This is a genomic window from Streptococcus oralis (assembly GCF_001983955.1).
GTDB classification, from domain to species: Bacteria; Bacillota; Bacilli; order Lactobacillales; family Streptococcaceae; genus Streptococcus; species Streptococcus jiangnanensis.
In genome coordinates, this window is the sequence record NZ_CP019562.1 from 978,303 (window position 1) to 994,229 (window position 15,927).

Genomic DNA, 15,927 nt, shown 5'->3' on the forward strand with positions numbered 1-15,927 from the left:
ACTTTAAGAAAATTTAGTTGAAAATCTTATTTATTTTTTCTTAGGTGAATGGATAGCCATTCCTAAAACATCCGCAAATGCTTCGTACATTACTTCAGAGTAGGTTGGGTGTCCGTGGATGGTCTTCAGCATTTCTTCAACAGTGATTTCCATTTCGATAATGCTTGACGCTTCGTTGATCAATTCTGCGGCTGCAGGACCAATGATGTGCACACCAAGGATTTCCCCGTATTTTTTATCTGCAATAACTTTTACGAAACCTTGGGCAGCATCAGATGCAATGGCACGACCGTTGGCAGCAAAGTTGAATTTACCGATGGCTACATCATATTTCTCACGTGCTTGTTCTTCAGTCAAACCTACTGCTGCTACTTCAGGAAGAGTGTAGATAGCTGCTGGAGTCAAGTTCAATTTGGCAACAGCATGGTTTCCTTTAAGGGCATTTTCAGCGGCAACTTCACCCATACGGAAGGCTGCGTGCGCTAACATCTTAGTACCGTTAATGTCACCTGGTGCGTAGATACCTGGAACAGAAGTTTCCATGTATTCGTTAACCTTGATGCGACCACGATCCAATTCAAACTCAACATCACCAATTCCTTCAAGATCTGGCACACGACCAATTGAAAGGAGCGCTTTGCTTGCGATGATATCATCTTTTCCTTCAACCTTGATACGAAGTTGACCATTTTCCTCGATGATTTCTTGCAGTTTTGTACCTGTTAAGATGGTCATTCCTTTACGCTCAAGGATCAAGCGAAGGTTCTTAGAAACTTCCGCATCCATAGCTGGAACGATACGGTCCATCATTTCGATAACAGTTACTTTTGACCCAAATGTCATAAAGGCCTGACCGAGTTCGATACCGACAACTCCACCACCGATGATTACGAGGCTTTCTGGAACTTCGTTCATTTCAAGAATATCATCGCTGGTCATCACAAGTGGAGATTCCATACCAGGTACGTTGATCTTGCTGACTTTTGAACCACCAGCAAGGATGATTTTCTTGGTTTCAAGCAATTCCGAACCATTTACCAAGACATTCTTGTCTTTAGTGATGGTACCAATTCCCTTATGTACAGTAACTCCGTAGCTACGAAGAAGACCTGCAACTCCGCCAACCAAAGTATTGACAACCTTAGATTTGGTTTCAAGGAGTTTATCCATATCTACAGTGAAGTTTGGATTTTCGATGACGATACCACGGTTTGCTGCATGGCCAATGTTTTCGATGATTTCAGCGTTGTGAAGGTAGGTTTTAGTTGGGATACATCCACGGTTCAAGCACGTTCCACCGAGTTCAGATTTTTCAACAAGGGCAACCTTACCACCAAGTTGAGCAGCTTTAATCGCCGCCACATAACCAGCAGGACCTCCACCAATCACAACGATATCAAAGGCATCATCGCTCTTACCATCGTCGTTTGAAGCACTAGCTGCAGGCGCAGGTTTTGATTCTGGTGCAGCTGCTCCAGCTGTTGGGATGTTTTCCCCTTCTTCCCCTAGGTAACCGATAACTTCCGTTACAGGAACAGTTTCACCATCTCCTTTGAGGATGGCAATCAAGTACCCATCTTCTTCGGCTTCCAATTCCATGCTGACTTTGTCAGTCATGATTTCCAAAAGGATTTCTCCTTCTTTTACAAATTCTCCGACTTTCTTATTCCATTGGACGATTTGTCCTTCTGTCATATCCACGCCGGCTTTTGGCATAATTACTTCTAAGGCCATGTCTTACTTCCTTTATCTATATCTCTAAAAATAAATACTGTATTTTTAAACCAACATTGAGATTGGGTTCTCAATTAAGGCTTTCAAGTCTTTCATAAACTTAGCACCAGCCATACCATCTACGACACGGTGGTCAATAGTTAACCCCAGGCTCATGATAGGACGAATAACAATCTCACCATTGACAACTACAGGTTTCTCAACTGTTGAGCTAACCCCGAGGATAGCTGAGTTTGGTTGGTTAATAATCGGACCGAAGGACTGAACGCCAAACATTCCCAAGTTACTGATTGTGAAGGTTGAATTTTGCAGTTCGCTTGGAGCCAATTTACCGTCCAAGGTACGACCAATCACATCCTTAAAGGCTACGACCAACTCTGACAAGCTCATTTTTTCAGCATTATAGACAACAGGTGTCATCAATCCATTATCCATACCAACCGCCATCGCAAGGTTGACATAGTTATGAGTGATAATGGTCTTGCCGTCTTCTGTCAATGAAGCGTTGATGTATGGGTGTTTCATCAATGTTTTCACAACAGCGAGTGAAAGAAGGTCTGTTACAGTAGTCTTCTTACCAGTCGCTTCCATAATTGGCTCAAGAACCTTCTTACGAAGGGCCAGCATTTCAGTCATATCAACTTCATAGTTGAGTGTGAAAGTTGGCGCAGTTAGGTAAGATTCAACCATACGTTGCGCGATAACCTTACGCATTGGTGTCATTGGAATACGCTCAATCTCACCATAAGGAGTGATATTGTCTGGAACTTCTTCCACTTTCTCGATTTGAGCAGGAGACTTGATGGTGTCGTTTTCGATATTTTCAGGAAGTAAGGCCAAAACGTCCTTCTTCATGATTTTACCACGGTGACCTGTTCCTTGGATTTCCTGCCAAGCAATGTTATGTTCAAGGGCAATTCGTTTTGCAAGTGGCGAAATGCGAACCACATTTGTGTCTTTATAAGTTTCCACGTCTTCTTTGTGGACACGACCGTTTGCACCTGAGCCAGAAACGTCGTAGAGGTTGATCCCTAGATCATCCGCTAACTTTCTAGCCGCAGGAGTCGCTCTTAGCTTGTCATCAGCCATGACCTCTCCAATTCTATTTATGATGCAAAGGGCGTTTAAAAGCGACCGAAAAATAGGAAATCAACGCAGACTTCGATGAAGTCAAGGAGATTTATCTTTTTTCCGAGCTTTTAGCCCGTGCTCTAATCTATAATATCAAGGACGAAAAGAGTTCTGCACCTAAAAGATACAAAGTTTCTCGTCTTTTTTATTTTATTTACATAACTTATATTATGTATTATTCTTTGTTATATGTCTTACGGATGGCATCTTTGATGCTTTCAACTGTTGGAATCATTGCATTTTCAAGGTTTTGCGCGTAAGGCATTGGCACATCTTCTCCGGCGCAACGGCGGATTGGCGCATCTAGATAATCAAATGCTTCTGATTCTGAAATAATAGCTGAAATCTCTCCGATATAGCCACTTGTTTTGTGGGCGTCGTTGACCAGAACGACCTTACCAGTCTTCTTCACTGAGTTAATGATGATATCCTTATCAAGTGGAACGAGGGTACGTGGGTCCACAATTTCAACTGAAATTCCCTCTTCTGCTAATTCTTCAGCAGCTTGAACCACACGGCGAAGCATTTTACCATAAGTAACGACTGTTACATCTGTTCCTTCGCGTTTGATTTCGCCAACTCCAAGTGGGATTGTGTATTCTGGATCAACTGGCACTTCCCCTTTTTGATTAAATTCTGACTTGTATTCAAGAATGATAACTGGGTTGTTATCACGGATAGAAGACTTGAGCAGCCCTTTCATATCCGCAGGTGTACCTGGAGCTACAACCTTAAGTCCAGGAATGTGAGTAAACCAAGACTCTAGTGATTGCGAGTGCTGAGCCGCAGAACCAACTCCGTTACCAGCTGCACATCGGACAGTCATTGGAACCTGACCTTTACCACCAAACATATAACGTGTTTTAGCAGCTTGGTTGACGATATTGTCCATGGCAATAACAGAGAAGTCCATGAAGGTCATATCGACAATTGGACGAAGTCCTGTCATGGCTGCTCCTGCTGCTGCCCCCGAGATGGCAGCTTCAGAAATCGGACAGTCACGGACACGTTCTGGACCAAATTCTTCGAGCATTCCAACAGAAGTTCCGAAGTCTCCTCCGAAGATACCGACGTCTTCTCCCATCAAGAATACATTTTCATCGCGACGCATTTCCTCAGACATAGCAAGGATAATGGTGTCACGGAAAGACATTGTTTTTGTTTCCATTTTATCTCTTTCTCCTTAGTCTGCGTAAATATCTTCAAAGGCTGATTCAAGCGGTGGGAATGGGCTTTCTTCTGCAAATTTAACAGAAGCTTCTACTGCTTCCTTGACTTGTGCTTGAATTTTTTCCAATTCTTCAGCGCTAGCAATGTTATTTTCAATAAGGTAATTGCGGAGGTTTTCAATTGGGTCTTTTTGTTTCCACAATTCCACTTCTTCACGGGTACGATATTTACCAGGGTCAGATGATGAGTGACCAAGCCAGCGATAAGTGATACTTTCGATCAAAACTGGGCCATTGCCGCCACGAACATGGTCTACGGCTTTCTTAAATCCTTCATAAACATCGATGACATTGTTGCCATCTTCTATAAACATTCCAGGAATTCCATATGCCGCACTACGTTGATGGATATGCTCCACATTGGTCATTTTCTTGATATCCGCAGAAATCCCATAACCGTTGTTAATGCAGTAGAAAATAACAGGAAGTTTCCAAATAGAAGCCATGTTCACTGCTTCGTGGAAAACACCTTCGTTGGTCGCGCCATCTCCAAAGAAGCAGACGACGATTTTTCCAGTGTTTTGCATTTGCTGACTGAGGGCTGCGCCAACAGCGATTCCCATACCACCACCTACGATACCATTGGCACCAAGGTTACCCGCATCTAAGTCGGCGATGTGCATAGAACCACCTTTTCCTTTACAGGTTCCAGTGTATTTTCCAAGGATTTCAGCCATCATTCCGTTAAGGTCAATCCCCTTAGCAATAGCTTGCCCATGTCCACGGTGATTTGAGGTAATCAGATCATCTGGATTAAGAGCCAGCATCGCTCCGACGTTAGCAGCTTCCTCTCCGACAGAAAAGTGAGTCATACCGGGAACTTTCCCCTTTTTCACTAACTGAGCGATTTTTAAGTCCATGCGACGGATTTCTTCCATCTTACGGAACATCTCTAGCAAAAGATTCTTATCTAAAGTTGACATAATCTTGCCTTTCTAACTTTGTACTTACCTTACTATTTTACCCTTTTTAGTATACACTGTCAAAGTATATGGCTAATAAAATTTCACAATATAAAAAAATAAACCCCTGTTAAAACAGGGATTCTCTCTAGTTAGAGCATTTTTTCACAAAGTTGTTTTTCAGGATAATTTCTTAAAATTAGCTCAATCTTTTCATTACGGTTTTCAAACGCCATTGATACAAACAACCAGAAACAATCAAGCTGGCAATTAACCCAATCCAGTAGGCAAATGCCCCTAAGTCAGTTGATTGATCTAGTAGATATCCTAGAGGTATCGCTACTCCCCAATATCCGATTAGACCAAGATAGAAAGGAACGATAGTGTCCTTATACCCTCTTAAAATTCCTTGGAGCGGAGCCGCAAAGGTATCAGCTAGCTGGAAAAAGAGACTGTATGTCAGGAAAACAGCCGTGGTTTCAATGAAGTGAGGGTCATTTCCATATAGACTTGCTACACGATCTCTAAAAATGTAGAGAAAAGATAGGGTAAGACCTGCAAAAATAAGGGCGGTTACTCTTCCCAGACGAGCATAGGTTTTTGCATCCTCAAAACGTTTAGCCCCCACCTCGTAAGACACAACAATAGCCATAGCAGAGGAAATACTCATAGGAAAAGCATACATGAGACTCGAAAAATTCATAGCTGACTGGTGACTGGCGATGATGAGCGATGAAAACTTAGCCATGATCAAGCCAACCACAGAAAAGATAGCTACTTCAGCAAAGACGGTTCCCCCGATTGGTAGACCTAATCGAACACCTTCCTTGATTTTATCTATATTTAGTGGAATGCGTTTTTCAAGATGTAACGCTTTTAACCTTTCTTGTTTGAATAAAACAAGAATAGAAATCCCCAATAAAACCCAATAGGCTAGTGAAGTTCCTAGTCCTGCTCCTGCGCCACCAAGCTCAGGGAAACCGAATGCTCCATATATCAAGAGATAGTTAAAACCACTATTGAGCGGAAGTAATAGGAGCATGAGATACATAGATAGTTTGGTCAATCCAAGAGAATCTAACAAAGACCGAATGACACTAAAAAGCAACAAGGGAATAATCCCGATAGAAAGGTACCAAAGATAAGAAACTGCAACTGAAGCTACTTGAGCTTCTAGTCCGATGTTGTTTAAGACAGGTGGCGCTAAGAATACTACCATTCCAAGCAAGACCAAAGACAGTCCGAAAGCCAAGTAGATAAATTGGTAAAAGTCAGATGCTACTTCTTCCTTTTTACCCCGTCCCAGATGATGGCCGATGATGGGAACCATGGCCGAAACAATCCCTGTTAAAAAAGTAAAGAAAGGATTCCATAGACTCGTTGCAGTTGATACTCCTGCCAAGTCCATGGTATTGTACTGCCCAGTCATAGTTGTATCAACAAAAGAGGCAGAATAATTGGCAAATTGATAGATCAGAATAGGGAAAAATATCTTAAGAAATAAGACAAACTTGTCTTTAAATTGATGGGTTGGATACATATACGCTCTCTATTCTTATAGTTTATAGAGCAGAATCCCATCTATTTTTTGTAGACGATTTGTCCCTTACAGATGGTATATTTAACTTGCCCTTTTAAAGTTTCACCGATAAATGGAGAATTAGCTGATTTTGAAGCAAAGTTTGGACCAACAGTACGATCAGCCTTGGCATCAAAGATAGTGATGTCCGCTGGACCATTCTCAGCCAAATAACCTGCTTCAAAGTTGTAAAGCTTGGCTGGATTAACAGTCATTTTTTCTAGCAATTCCATCAAGCTCAACTCACCAGCTTCCACCAAATAAGTCAAACCAAGAGAAAGAGAGGTTTCCAAACCGGTCATACCAGATGGTGCTTTGGTGATATCTTCTACATTTTTCTCATCTGCATGGTGAGGAGCGTGGTCCGTTGCGATAACTGTGATAACACCTGACTTGAGACCTTCGATAACGGCACGACGGTCTGACTCCAAACGAAGTGGAGGATTCATTTTGGCATTGCTTCCTTGAGTTAAAAGAAGAGCTTCTGTCTTAGAGAAATGCTGTGGCGCTACTTCTGCTGTGACCTGCGCCCCTAATCCCTGAGCAAACTCCACTACCTTGACACTTTCTTCCTTAGACAAATGCTGAATGTGCACATGGGCCTTTGTTGCATAGGCAATCATAACATCACGCGCAATCATAGCGTACTCAGCAACCCCAGTCGCTCCACAGATATGAAAATGTTCCTTAGCGATGTTTTCGTTAAATCCAAGAATCCCATTCAAACCAGGATCTTCCTCATGAAGACTAATAAAAGTATTAAGTTTTTTAGCTTCTTCCATGGCTTCCTTGACCACTTTACTGCTCTCAAGCGGAATACCGTCATCAGAAAAACCAACCGCACCTGCTTCTAAAAGCGCCTTAAAGTCTGTCAAGTCTTGGCCATTAAAGTTCTTAGTAATGGTCGCAACTGTCTTGACGTTAATCTTTTCCTTGGCAGCTGACTGGAGAACTTCTTGAAGAGTCTCTACATCCGAAATGGTTGGACTAGTATTAGCCATCATAACAACGGTTGTAAAGCCACCTGCAGCGGCTGCTAGGGCCCCAGTATGGATGTCCTCCTTGTGGGTTTGACCAGGTTCACGGAAATGAACATGGATATCAACCAGTCCAGGAGCTACCACAAGACCCGTAGCGTCAATCACTTCTGCTCCTTCTTCCTTGATTTCGGGCGCAATTTTGACAATTTTTCCGTCTTGGACCAAAACATCACACACTTGATCCAAACCAGACTTGGGATCCATTACACGACCATTTTTGATAAGTAGCATCTGCTTTCTCCTTTATTCATAGAAATCAACTTGGGTATCCAATAATTTATCCCCATCGTAAACAAACTTGGCTGAAAAGAAGGGTTTGTCCTCTAAAAGCCACTCAACAAAGGTGTGATCACCTTCCCAAGTCGGCTTGCTCAAGACTTCATCATAGGGAACCCATTCTAATGTTCCCTCGTTGCAGTCAATCAAGTCCCCCTCAAACTCCGTTACCTTAAAAACATAGGTGTACCAGTCTAAATCAGGCGTGAACTCAGGAAAAGTGATAACGCCTTTTAACACAGGCTTGGCTTTGAGACCTGTTTCTTCGAGGATTTCACGTGCCGCGCATTCCTGAGGCGTCTCTCCCCTCTCTAGCTTACCACCCACACCAATCCATTTACCAGCATGGACATCATTGGGCTTCTTATTGCGATGGAGCATGAGTAGTTCTTTTCCGTTATCAATGTAGCAAATCGTCGCTAACTGAGGCATATTATCTCCTTATCTAAGCCAATCGATTGGCTCTTGTCCTGTCTCTTTTAAGAATGCATTAGCCTTGGAAAAAGGCTTGGAACCCCAAAATCCTCTATAAACCGATAACGGACTAGGATGGGCTGATTCGATAATCAAGTGGTGAGGATTGGTAACCAAGGTCTTCTTCTTGCGTGCATAAGCACCCCAGAGCACAAAGACTACTGATCTATCCAGATTATTAACAACTCGAATCACAGCATCAGTAAAGGGCTCCCATATTAGCCCAGAATGACCATTGGCTTGCCCAGCAGGAACCGTCAAGCAAGCATTGAGAAGCAAGACTCCTTGCTCAGCCCAAGCTGTCAAATCATGGGATTTCTTAGCTCCGATGTCATCCGACAATTCTTTCAAGATATTTTGCAAGGACGGCGGATCTGGGATAGCATCGGGTACAGAAAAACTCAAACCCTGCGCTTGACCTGGCCCGTGATAGGGGTCTTGCCCTAGAATCACCACCTTCACTTCCTCAAGCGGTGTAGTCAAGAGAGCCTGAAAAACTTTTTCCTTAGGTGGATAAACAGTTCCCTGAGCATAGATCTGTTCCATAAATTGATTGATTTTCCCAAAATAACCTTCAGGTAATTGCTCCTTAATCAAAGCATGCCATGATGAGTGTTGCATCTTTCTCTCCTTTATCGTATCCATCTAAAAGCACGTCTTAATTCATCCGTACCATTTTTAAAAAAGCATAAACCATGTGCAAGAATGATCTTGTCCGGTTTCCAGTTTAACATACGGGAAAAGGAAACCTTTGCCTCTATTTGTCTTCTAAAAAAAGTCATCCTATAATCGATAGGAGTTTGCCCATCAGGGGCTGTTACACGGGCTAAACGATAAATTTTTCTTCGGATTGGACTAGCTATCTTTTCTGGTTCAAAATTCTCTATAAGGTCCGTTACAATGAGTGTTTTAGTCGATTTATGAAAAAACACGACCTCTTCGATGACAGAACTTCCCTTAAAAATAAGTTGATCAATCTCATCAGACCATAAGTCAGGTGCCTTATCAGTTAAAGGAGCATCAAATTCCACCATGACATTCTGACTTTTTGCTCTCTCTTCAACTCCTGGACTAGACCATGCTTGTGCATAAGGATATCTTTTTTTCCAATCTGCAATATAGGCGTAGTGAATCTTATTGGGTGAAATTAGGTAAGCGACTTTGCCCAAAGCGTCCAGTTCAGTAAAGAGCTCCTCATTTGGCGCAATAGGAGAATGAATCCAGAGTTTTCCATCGTTTAACTTTATCACTGTCATACGTGTCTGAAAAGGAAGTTTGAAGACCTTCAAGTCCATTTGTATCAAGTCACCATCTGCTATCCAGATATTTTGATCAACTTCCTTTAGTGTATACAATGGTTCATAAAGAGAAAGTTCTGGTCTTGACATCGTTTACCATTCCTTTATTTTTACTGCCTCTATTATAGCAAAAAGTGGCTATCTAAACCACTTTTTACAGTTCTTATATATACTGTTATTGACCCTATTATTTGACATTAGTATTCACAGTATCAATCAGCCATTAAAAACTTTTCGATTGTATCAATAGCATAGGAAAGTTGATTATTTACAGACATCATCCGTTCAAGATTAGCGTCCATATAGTAGAGTTCAGATAAACCACCCCTAGGGAGAAAGAGTGAACAGTGGATATTCATCTTCTCTCGAGTACTTAACTCTATATGATTGCTTATGATATACTTTAACTCTTTTAAAGAATTTACTTGGGCAACCACACCTTTTAACTGATACTGCTCGATGAGATTTAGTAAGTTATCAATCTCTTCAATGACTTTAATTTCCATATCAACACCTCTTAGGGAAATCACTACAAAGCATCTAAACAATCCAGCAAGTCTTGGTAAGAATGAACTTCATAAGTTGGTTGGGCTTGTGTGTGATTTTCGAGGTGATGTGGGTTGTACCAGATGGTATCTATGCCAGCATTATTTCCACCTTGAATGTCGGCGGTTAAGGAATCTCCAATCATCAGCGTCTTTTCTTTATCAAATCCTGCAATCTGCTGACCGATTTTTTCATAGAATAGTGCATCAGGTTTTTGCGTTTGCAACTGTTCAGAGATAAAGACTTGGTTGAAATAGGGAGCCAGACCTGATTGAGCCAGACGACCCGTCTGAATGGCAGTAATGCCATTTGTCGCAGCATACAAGTCATAATCACGTTCGATGAGGCTGTCCAAGAGTTCATGAGCACCCGAAAGTGTTTGTCCCTGTTTGGCTAAGTAAAATTGGTAACGCTGGGCAAGTAACCTACCGTCTTTTTCCTGTTCAAAATGGGCAAATAAACGAGAAAAGCGCGTGTTAACCAGTTCTTGTTTACTGATTTTCTTTTGCTCCAAGTCCTTCCAGAGAGCCTTGTTCATGGGTACGTAATAATCTTTGTAGGCTTGAATATCTGCAACTCCTTCTTCCTTTAGAAGTTGCGTCAAAGCCACATCCTCAGCAGCATCAAAATCAAGAAGAGTGTGGTCAAGGTCGAAGAGTAGAAATTTGTAGGACATTGAGTTTCCTTTCTGAAAATCCATTAAGAACATTATAGCATAAATGAAAATATCTAAACATAAAACTCTCTAAGAAATTCATCCTCGAGAGTTTTATCTATGGTTCTATTAAAGATGGATAGGGTATTTAAAATATATCAGATTCTTAAGTAAAATTTTAATTATTATAAAGTGTCATAATAAACTAGGTTTTCAATGAGAGATTTATATTAATTTTTCAATATCCTTAAATCTATACCAATTCTATTAAAAAATTTTTTCGCCAGTATTTGAATCTAAGAAATACTTCTTCTCACCTTCGTAAATAAGTATGAGTTCTGTTCCAATAGGCATGTTAAAAATTGATAATACCGCAGGTTCTATTTCAACAATTGTACTCCAGTCACATACTGACATATTTTCTGAATGTGATAGATACTCTTCAGTATCTATTTTGGAAAAAAAACGCCATCCATTATCTAGTTCATCAACGGAATCCTCTCGGAATATCCATTTTATATTCGCCTTATTTCTTAAAATATTATTAGACACTATTGAAGCACCTAATCCCATTCCTGTTTTACTCATATTTATGACCTCTAATTGCTATTATACTATCAATTCCATCTATTCTGAAGTAACTACTGTAAAATATAAATGTTTTCCATTGCTATCTACATACTGGTTGATATAATCTTTTGCTACAGAAATTGACTGGAGTAAGTCGCTATCATTATTTTTAGGAGAGTAATACCAGCTATCATAGGTCAACTCAAGTCCCCCATCTCCCTCTACATAGACATCGCCACCAAAAATCATAAACTTTTTCAACTCTATCCAGTCTATATAGGCCAACATATCTTGATATGTATATGCATAACTTGCAACACCCAATTCTGCTAGCGACTGACCTCTATTTTTAAAATTAAATTTACCTAGTTCCATATGATTGGACTCCTATTTTGCTATCAATGAGAGTAAGTCGACACTCTTGAGTCAGTTCGATATTTTTATAATGTATTTGTAAAACAATAGTTCTCATTTATAATCTCCAAAATTTGAATTAAACTATTTCATATGATGTCTCTTTTAAAATAATTTCTTTAATATTTATCTTTAAAACCTTATTAAATTTTTCAATTCTACTAAAAATATGGATGCAATTTAATTTCCTTATTAGAGTTTTTCGAAAATATTCTAGGTAAATTGTTTCTGAAATACTTTAAATTTTCCAATCGAGTATTTTAAAGAATTTGCAACGATGTAAGCTGTTTTCATTATCAGCAATTTCCATGTTTACTTCAACTTTTAATTCTTCTTTTAAATTGATAGGAGTTAGTAAGAAACTAAAATACCCACTTCCCCCCTCACTATCGTCTCCAAAAATAATCTCTTTCATTTGATGAGGATTTTTTATATATTCATCTATAGCAATATATACCTTGCTCATCTTCTCTTCAAAAATGTAGCATACTTGATAAATTGTTAGATATTTTGTCTCACAATCCAGTCTTATTTCACAAAATTTTTCTGTTTCATCGAACCACTCAGTCCGTAGAATTGTATTATCCAAGATATTTCCTCCATTCATTCCCCCTACCCCAACTCCTTGGCTATTCTGCTTTTTTCAAGTTTTCCCTTAGTAATTCGTTTCCATAAAACAAGTGGGTTCAGACTATAGGATAAACGTAGGAGGAAATAATTAACCCATTCGATAAGGGCAAAAAGCTGTATTAGTGTGGCTATAATAGCCACTCGAACACTCTGTGAGTACCAGACAATAAAAGGAAAGCCTGAAATAAGTAAAACAAGGTCTAGTATTCTGAGAACACCATATAGTTTAGGGACATTTCCACTTCCGAACTGAGGTTTCGAGAGTCTTCTAATCAAAATCGCCCAATAGATTGAACCTTGAAGCAAAATAAATGTCAGTAAAGACAGAGGATAGAGAATGGTTACTAGACTATTCACATCACCAAGCCGATTTTTCAAAAGGAAAAAACAAAACCAAATAGATAGGACGGCTGTGAACTCTCCCAAACAGAGGGACACCAACTCTTTTCTAACTCTCTCTTTTTGTATCTTCATCATCTCCCCCATTTATCTATCATCCTATTTCAGAAAAAAGCCATTCGAATCAGTTTATAATCAAAATTTCACAGAATAAAGGCATTCTATGCGTCGAACAGTCCAATTCCTTTAATATAATTGTAATTCTAAACTTAGATTTACTATAAAATAAATGTTTTAGAGCTATTCTAAGTTTATGATAACCCTAAATTTTAATTTTAGAAGGATTCTAAAGCTAGAATAGCTCTAAAATCACGAGAATGAAGCTATTCGAAGCTTAGAAGAACCTTTTCTAAACTTCATACTCACTTTAACTAGTAGGACTTACAATTTTTCTGATGAGCTTTGAGTTTTTTCAGAGCCCAGTCATAGTGACTGGAAGTGGCACTCACAAAGTAGGAGCCTAGACTTGTCCCACCTGTCCATTTATAGATACCTTTTGTGAACAATTCGTCATTACTGAAGCCTTCCATCAACTCTAAAACCTCTCTATGTGATTGATCGAGAAGTTTAATGGCTTCTTCTAAGGAAGTTCTCTGGTGCTTCTTCCAAAAAGCGACATTCATTTCCCCGTAAGTTTTCCAATTATAAGGTTCGGGGAGAAAAGGTCTTTCATGACCCTTTTGATTGGAATGTACCCAGGTCAAAAGCAGCTGATGCCATTCATAGAGATGGACCAGGACATCCCGTAGATTTTTATCTCTATTCCAGTGAGCTTCTTTTTTCTTTTGGTCTTTTGAAAAATCAAAAGGAGTCTGTAGCTCCTCTTCACTTAGCTGAGAAATTAAGAGATTAAGTTTTTCATAGTTTTCCTTAGAGGCTAACACTAGCTCCTCTTTCGTTCTCGGTCTAGGCATAGGAGTTCTCCCTTCATTTTCAACTAGAATAAGCTATTTTCTTACTTCATTATACCATAATCAAAAAGCAGTTCTTCATTTTACGAACAACTGCTTTTACTAACTATTTTTTTATTCTTATAGTCACTAGTTTACATATAAATCTCTAAAGCGACCATCCACTTCTGCTATCTGATAGAGCAAGTGGGATAGTTCTTGGTAATCTTCTTTTAAACATGAAAGATGAGCTTGACCAAATAGAGATGCCAATTCCTCTTTTAATCTTGCCCCTTCCGGATCATACGCTTTTAAGAATTTACTGAGATAGAGATTTCGAACAGCTGCAAGTTTAAAGCTGAAATACTGATGCAATTGTTTTTGCTCGGTATTTAAGCCGTTTTCAGCAACTGCTTTTGCATAGCATTTCAAAACACCGTTTTGACCATTCAGATATCGGGACTTTATAATCTTTGCTGTTTCCTGATAGATTTCAGTCTGACTAGGACTCTTGATCTTCTTAAAATTTCCCCACATAGAGTATGCTCCGCGCTTATAGTCAATAGCCTCTGCCTTCCAGGCTTCTAAGATATCATTAAAAGCAACCTTCATACAGGCAAAACCAGCTGGATCATGCAAATAGAGATACTGACCATCAAGAGCATACACGGTTACAAAGTGATCCACACCATAAAGGATTGTGTGATTGGGATTGTAGGTCAGATGGCCCATATCAAGAGGTCCCAGTACGACAGGTCCATTGGACAGAAAGGTTTCCAACTTTCTTCTAATCTCTTCCAAATCTACTTCCGCTCCATCCTTTAGATAGAAGTCCTCATAGTCAAATCCAAGTATTTTTAAAGAATGAGAGATAGAAAGATCTGGCATTCCATTGTCAAAGAATATTAGAGGGTGTCGTTCATCTTCCTTTACAATACTAGCGCCATTTCCCATCACCATAATTGCCTCTAAAAACTCTGCTTTAAAGTCATAACCATAGGCATCCAGTGCCATAGCCAATGAATAGCTATAGCAAAGTGACACATCTCCAAAATACATCTGCATATCCCTGCCTCCTTATCTTCTATGGGACTATTATACCGAGAAAACTATTCTCATACCCCATAAAATCCAAACAAAAAATATGGTCTGTTTGTTTACAGACATGAATGTCAACAATTAAAAACTCTGTAGAGATTCTTTCTACAGAGTTCGATTTGCATCTTTATAAAAAGTCAGAAAATGATTTAGTCCCTGATGACTGGTATCCAGAGTTCCATTTGGTAGTCTGAGGACGACATATCTCCTTTGAAATAAACTTCAAAGTCTGGGGCTCCTGAATGGCGATAACCAGTTTCCGGGAAAAAGACTTCTAAGACGTATTTCCAAGTATGGTGGATACTAGCTGGTATAGCCCCCTTGACTGGTACGATAGCATATTCAGCTGCTGGGATGTCTTTGATTGACAAACCCAATTCTTCTGCTTTTACTTTATCCGTCACATCGTAAGCGGCCATATAGTCGATAATTTCACCTTCTTTGACATCCGAGCAGACGCCAAAGGATTGGCCGCTACCCAAACCTTCTAGGCTTTCAAAACTGTGAGTTGCATAGAGTTGCTCCCAAGCAGATGGGCATTTGCTATTGTCAATAGCTTCCAATAGGACACCTGCAACGGTAAATGCAGGCTTCTTTTGAATCTTGATATCCATGTTCTTTCCTCCTGTAATCTTTAAGGATAATTGAAGTCTAGGAAAGACCCGATAAGGTTTTCCATTTCGAACTTCTGAGGGAGTTGCACCATGGAATTTCTTAAAGGCCGCACTAAAAGCATCCGCAGAGTCGTAGCCATATTTCAGTGCTATATCGATGACTTTCTCAGAGTCTTCCCGCAAGTCTGTCACAGCTTCTGACAACCTGCGATTGCGCAAGTATTCTGCTAATGTCATATCTGCCAGGATAGAAAATAACCTGCTAAAGAGCGGGTAAGAATAGCCCGATAGCTGCTGAAATCTTTTCATATCCACTTCTCCAGTCAGTTGCTGCTCCAAATAATCCATAGTTTGATTGAATTGATGCATCATATTCTTCTTTTCTTACCTCCATAAGATACAAAGGTCATTAAAAGCAAAGTGAAAATAGGAAAATTAATGCTGGTTC

Annotated in this window: 18 protein-coding genes; all 18 read right to left on the minus strand. The window is 39.9% G+C overall.

What is annotated here, in order from left to right:
* Positions 1 to 30: 30 nt before the first annotated feature.
* Entirely contained in the window at positions 31 to 1,734 is a 1,704-nt protein-coding gene (lpdA, locus tag BWR56_RS04740; protein ID WP_001162881.1) for a dihydrolipoyl dehydrogenase, read from the minus strand.
* 45 nt (positions 1,735 to 1,779) lie between these two features.
* A complete protein-coding gene (locus BWR56_RS04745; protein ID WP_049505817.1) occupies positions 1,780 to 2,823 on the minus strand; it encodes a dihydrolipoamide acetyltransferase in 1,044 nt (347 codons plus the stop codon).
* 217 nt (positions 2,824 to 3,040) lie between these two features.
* Complete coding sequence (locus BWR56_RS04750; protein ID WP_049505818.1) at positions 3,041 to 4,033, minus strand: alpha-ketoacid dehydrogenase subunit beta; 993 nt, start codon at positions 4,031 to 4,033, stop codon at positions 3,041 to 3,043.
* A 15-nt stretch (positions 4,034 to 4,048) separates the two neighbouring features.
* Positions 4,049 to 5,017, minus strand: coding sequence for a thiamine pyrophosphate-dependent dehydrogenase E1 component subunit alpha (locus tag BWR56_RS04755; RefSeq protein ID WP_049505819.1), 969 nt, complete (start codon positions 5,015 to 5,017; stop codon positions 4,049 to 4,051).
* Positions 5,018 to 5,195: 178 nt separating this feature from the next.
* On the minus strand, positions 5,196 to 6,536 hold the full coding sequence (locus tag BWR56_RS04760; RefSeq protein ID WP_076984552.1) for an MATE family efflux transporter: 1,341 nt from the start codon (positions 6,534 to 6,536) through the stop codon (positions 5,196 to 5,198).
* Positions 6,537 to 6,577: 41 nt separating this feature from the next.
* Positions 6,578 to 7,846 (minus strand): dihydroorotase, encoded by a 1,269-nt coding sequence (locus BWR56_RS04765; protein ID WP_076984553.1) that lies wholly within the window; start codon positions 7,844 to 7,846, stop codon positions 6,578 to 6,580.
* A 12-nt stretch (positions 7,847 to 7,858) separates the two neighbouring features.
* Positions 7,859 to 8,323, minus strand: coding sequence for an NUDIX hydrolase (locus tag BWR56_RS04770; protein WP_001135756.1), 465 nt, complete (start codon positions 8,321 to 8,323; stop codon positions 7,859 to 7,861).
* 9 nt (positions 8,324 to 8,332) lie between these two features.
* Positions 8,333 to 8,986, minus strand: a complete 654-nt coding sequence (locus BWR56_RS04775) for a uracil-DNA glycosylase (RefSeq protein WP_076984554.1) — start codon at positions 8,984 to 8,986, stop codon at positions 8,333 to 8,335.
* Between the two features lie 11 nt (positions 8,987 to 8,997).
* A complete protein-coding gene (locus BWR56_RS04780; RefSeq protein WP_044020767.1) occupies positions 8,998 to 9,753 on the minus strand; it encodes a DUF4336 domain-containing protein in 756 nt (251 codons plus the stop codon).
* 122 nt (positions 9,754 to 9,875) lie between these two features.
* On the minus strand, positions 9,876 to 10,169 hold the full coding sequence (locus BWR56_RS04785) for a hypothetical protein (protein ID WP_049505823.1): 294 nt from the start codon (positions 10,167 to 10,169) through the stop codon (positions 9,876 to 9,878).
* A gap of 23 nt (positions 10,170 to 10,192) precedes the next feature.
* A complete protein-coding gene (pynA, locus tag BWR56_RS04790) occupies positions 10,193 to 10,885 on the minus strand; it encodes a pyrimidine 5'-nucleotidase PynA (RefSeq protein WP_049505824.1) in 693 nt (230 codons plus the stop codon).
* A 246-nt stretch (positions 10,886 to 11,131) separates the two neighbouring features.
* Positions 11,132 to 11,452 (minus strand): immunity protein Imm33 domain-containing protein, encoded by a 321-nt coding sequence (locus tag BWR56_RS04795; RefSeq protein WP_231110150.1) that lies wholly within the window; start codon positions 11,450 to 11,452, stop codon positions 11,132 to 11,134.
* 39 nt (positions 11,453 to 11,491) lie between these two features.
* Positions 11,492 to 11,809 carry an Imm40 family immunity protein gene (imm40, locus tag BWR56_RS04800; RefSeq protein WP_049505825.1) on the minus strand — a complete coding sequence of 106 codons (318 nt, stop codon included), beginning with the start codon at positions 11,807 to 11,809 and terminating at the stop codon, positions 11,492 to 11,494.
* Between the two features lie 277 nt (positions 11,810 to 12,086).
* Complete coding sequence (locus BWR56_RS04805) at positions 12,087 to 12,437, minus strand: hypothetical protein (protein ID WP_231110151.1); 351 nt, start codon at positions 12,435 to 12,437, stop codon at positions 12,087 to 12,089.
* A gap of 23 nt (positions 12,438 to 12,460) precedes the next feature.
* A complete protein-coding gene (locus tag BWR56_RS09935; RefSeq protein ID WP_049505827.1) occupies positions 12,461 to 12,964 on the minus strand; it encodes a hypothetical protein in 504 nt (167 codons plus the stop codon).
* Between the two features lie 284 nt (positions 12,965 to 13,248).
* Positions 13,249 to 13,791: a ClbS/DfsB family four-helix bundle protein gene (locus tag BWR56_RS04815; protein WP_049505828.1), complete on the minus strand. Its 543-nt coding sequence runs from the start codon at positions 13,789 to 13,791 to the stop codon at positions 13,249 to 13,251.
* A gap of 126 nt (positions 13,792 to 13,917) precedes the next feature.
* A complete protein-coding gene (locus BWR56_RS04820) occupies positions 13,918 to 14,832 on the minus strand; it encodes a peptidase (RefSeq protein WP_049505829.1) in 915 nt (304 codons plus the stop codon).
* A gap of 182 nt (positions 14,833 to 15,014) precedes the next feature.
* Positions 15,015 to 15,851 carry an AraC family transcriptional regulator gene (locus tag BWR56_RS04825; RefSeq protein WP_049505830.1) on the minus strand — a complete coding sequence of 279 codons (837 nt, stop codon included), beginning with the start codon at positions 15,849 to 15,851 and terminating at the stop codon, positions 15,015 to 15,017.
* Positions 15,852 to 15,927: the final 76 nt, after the last annotated feature.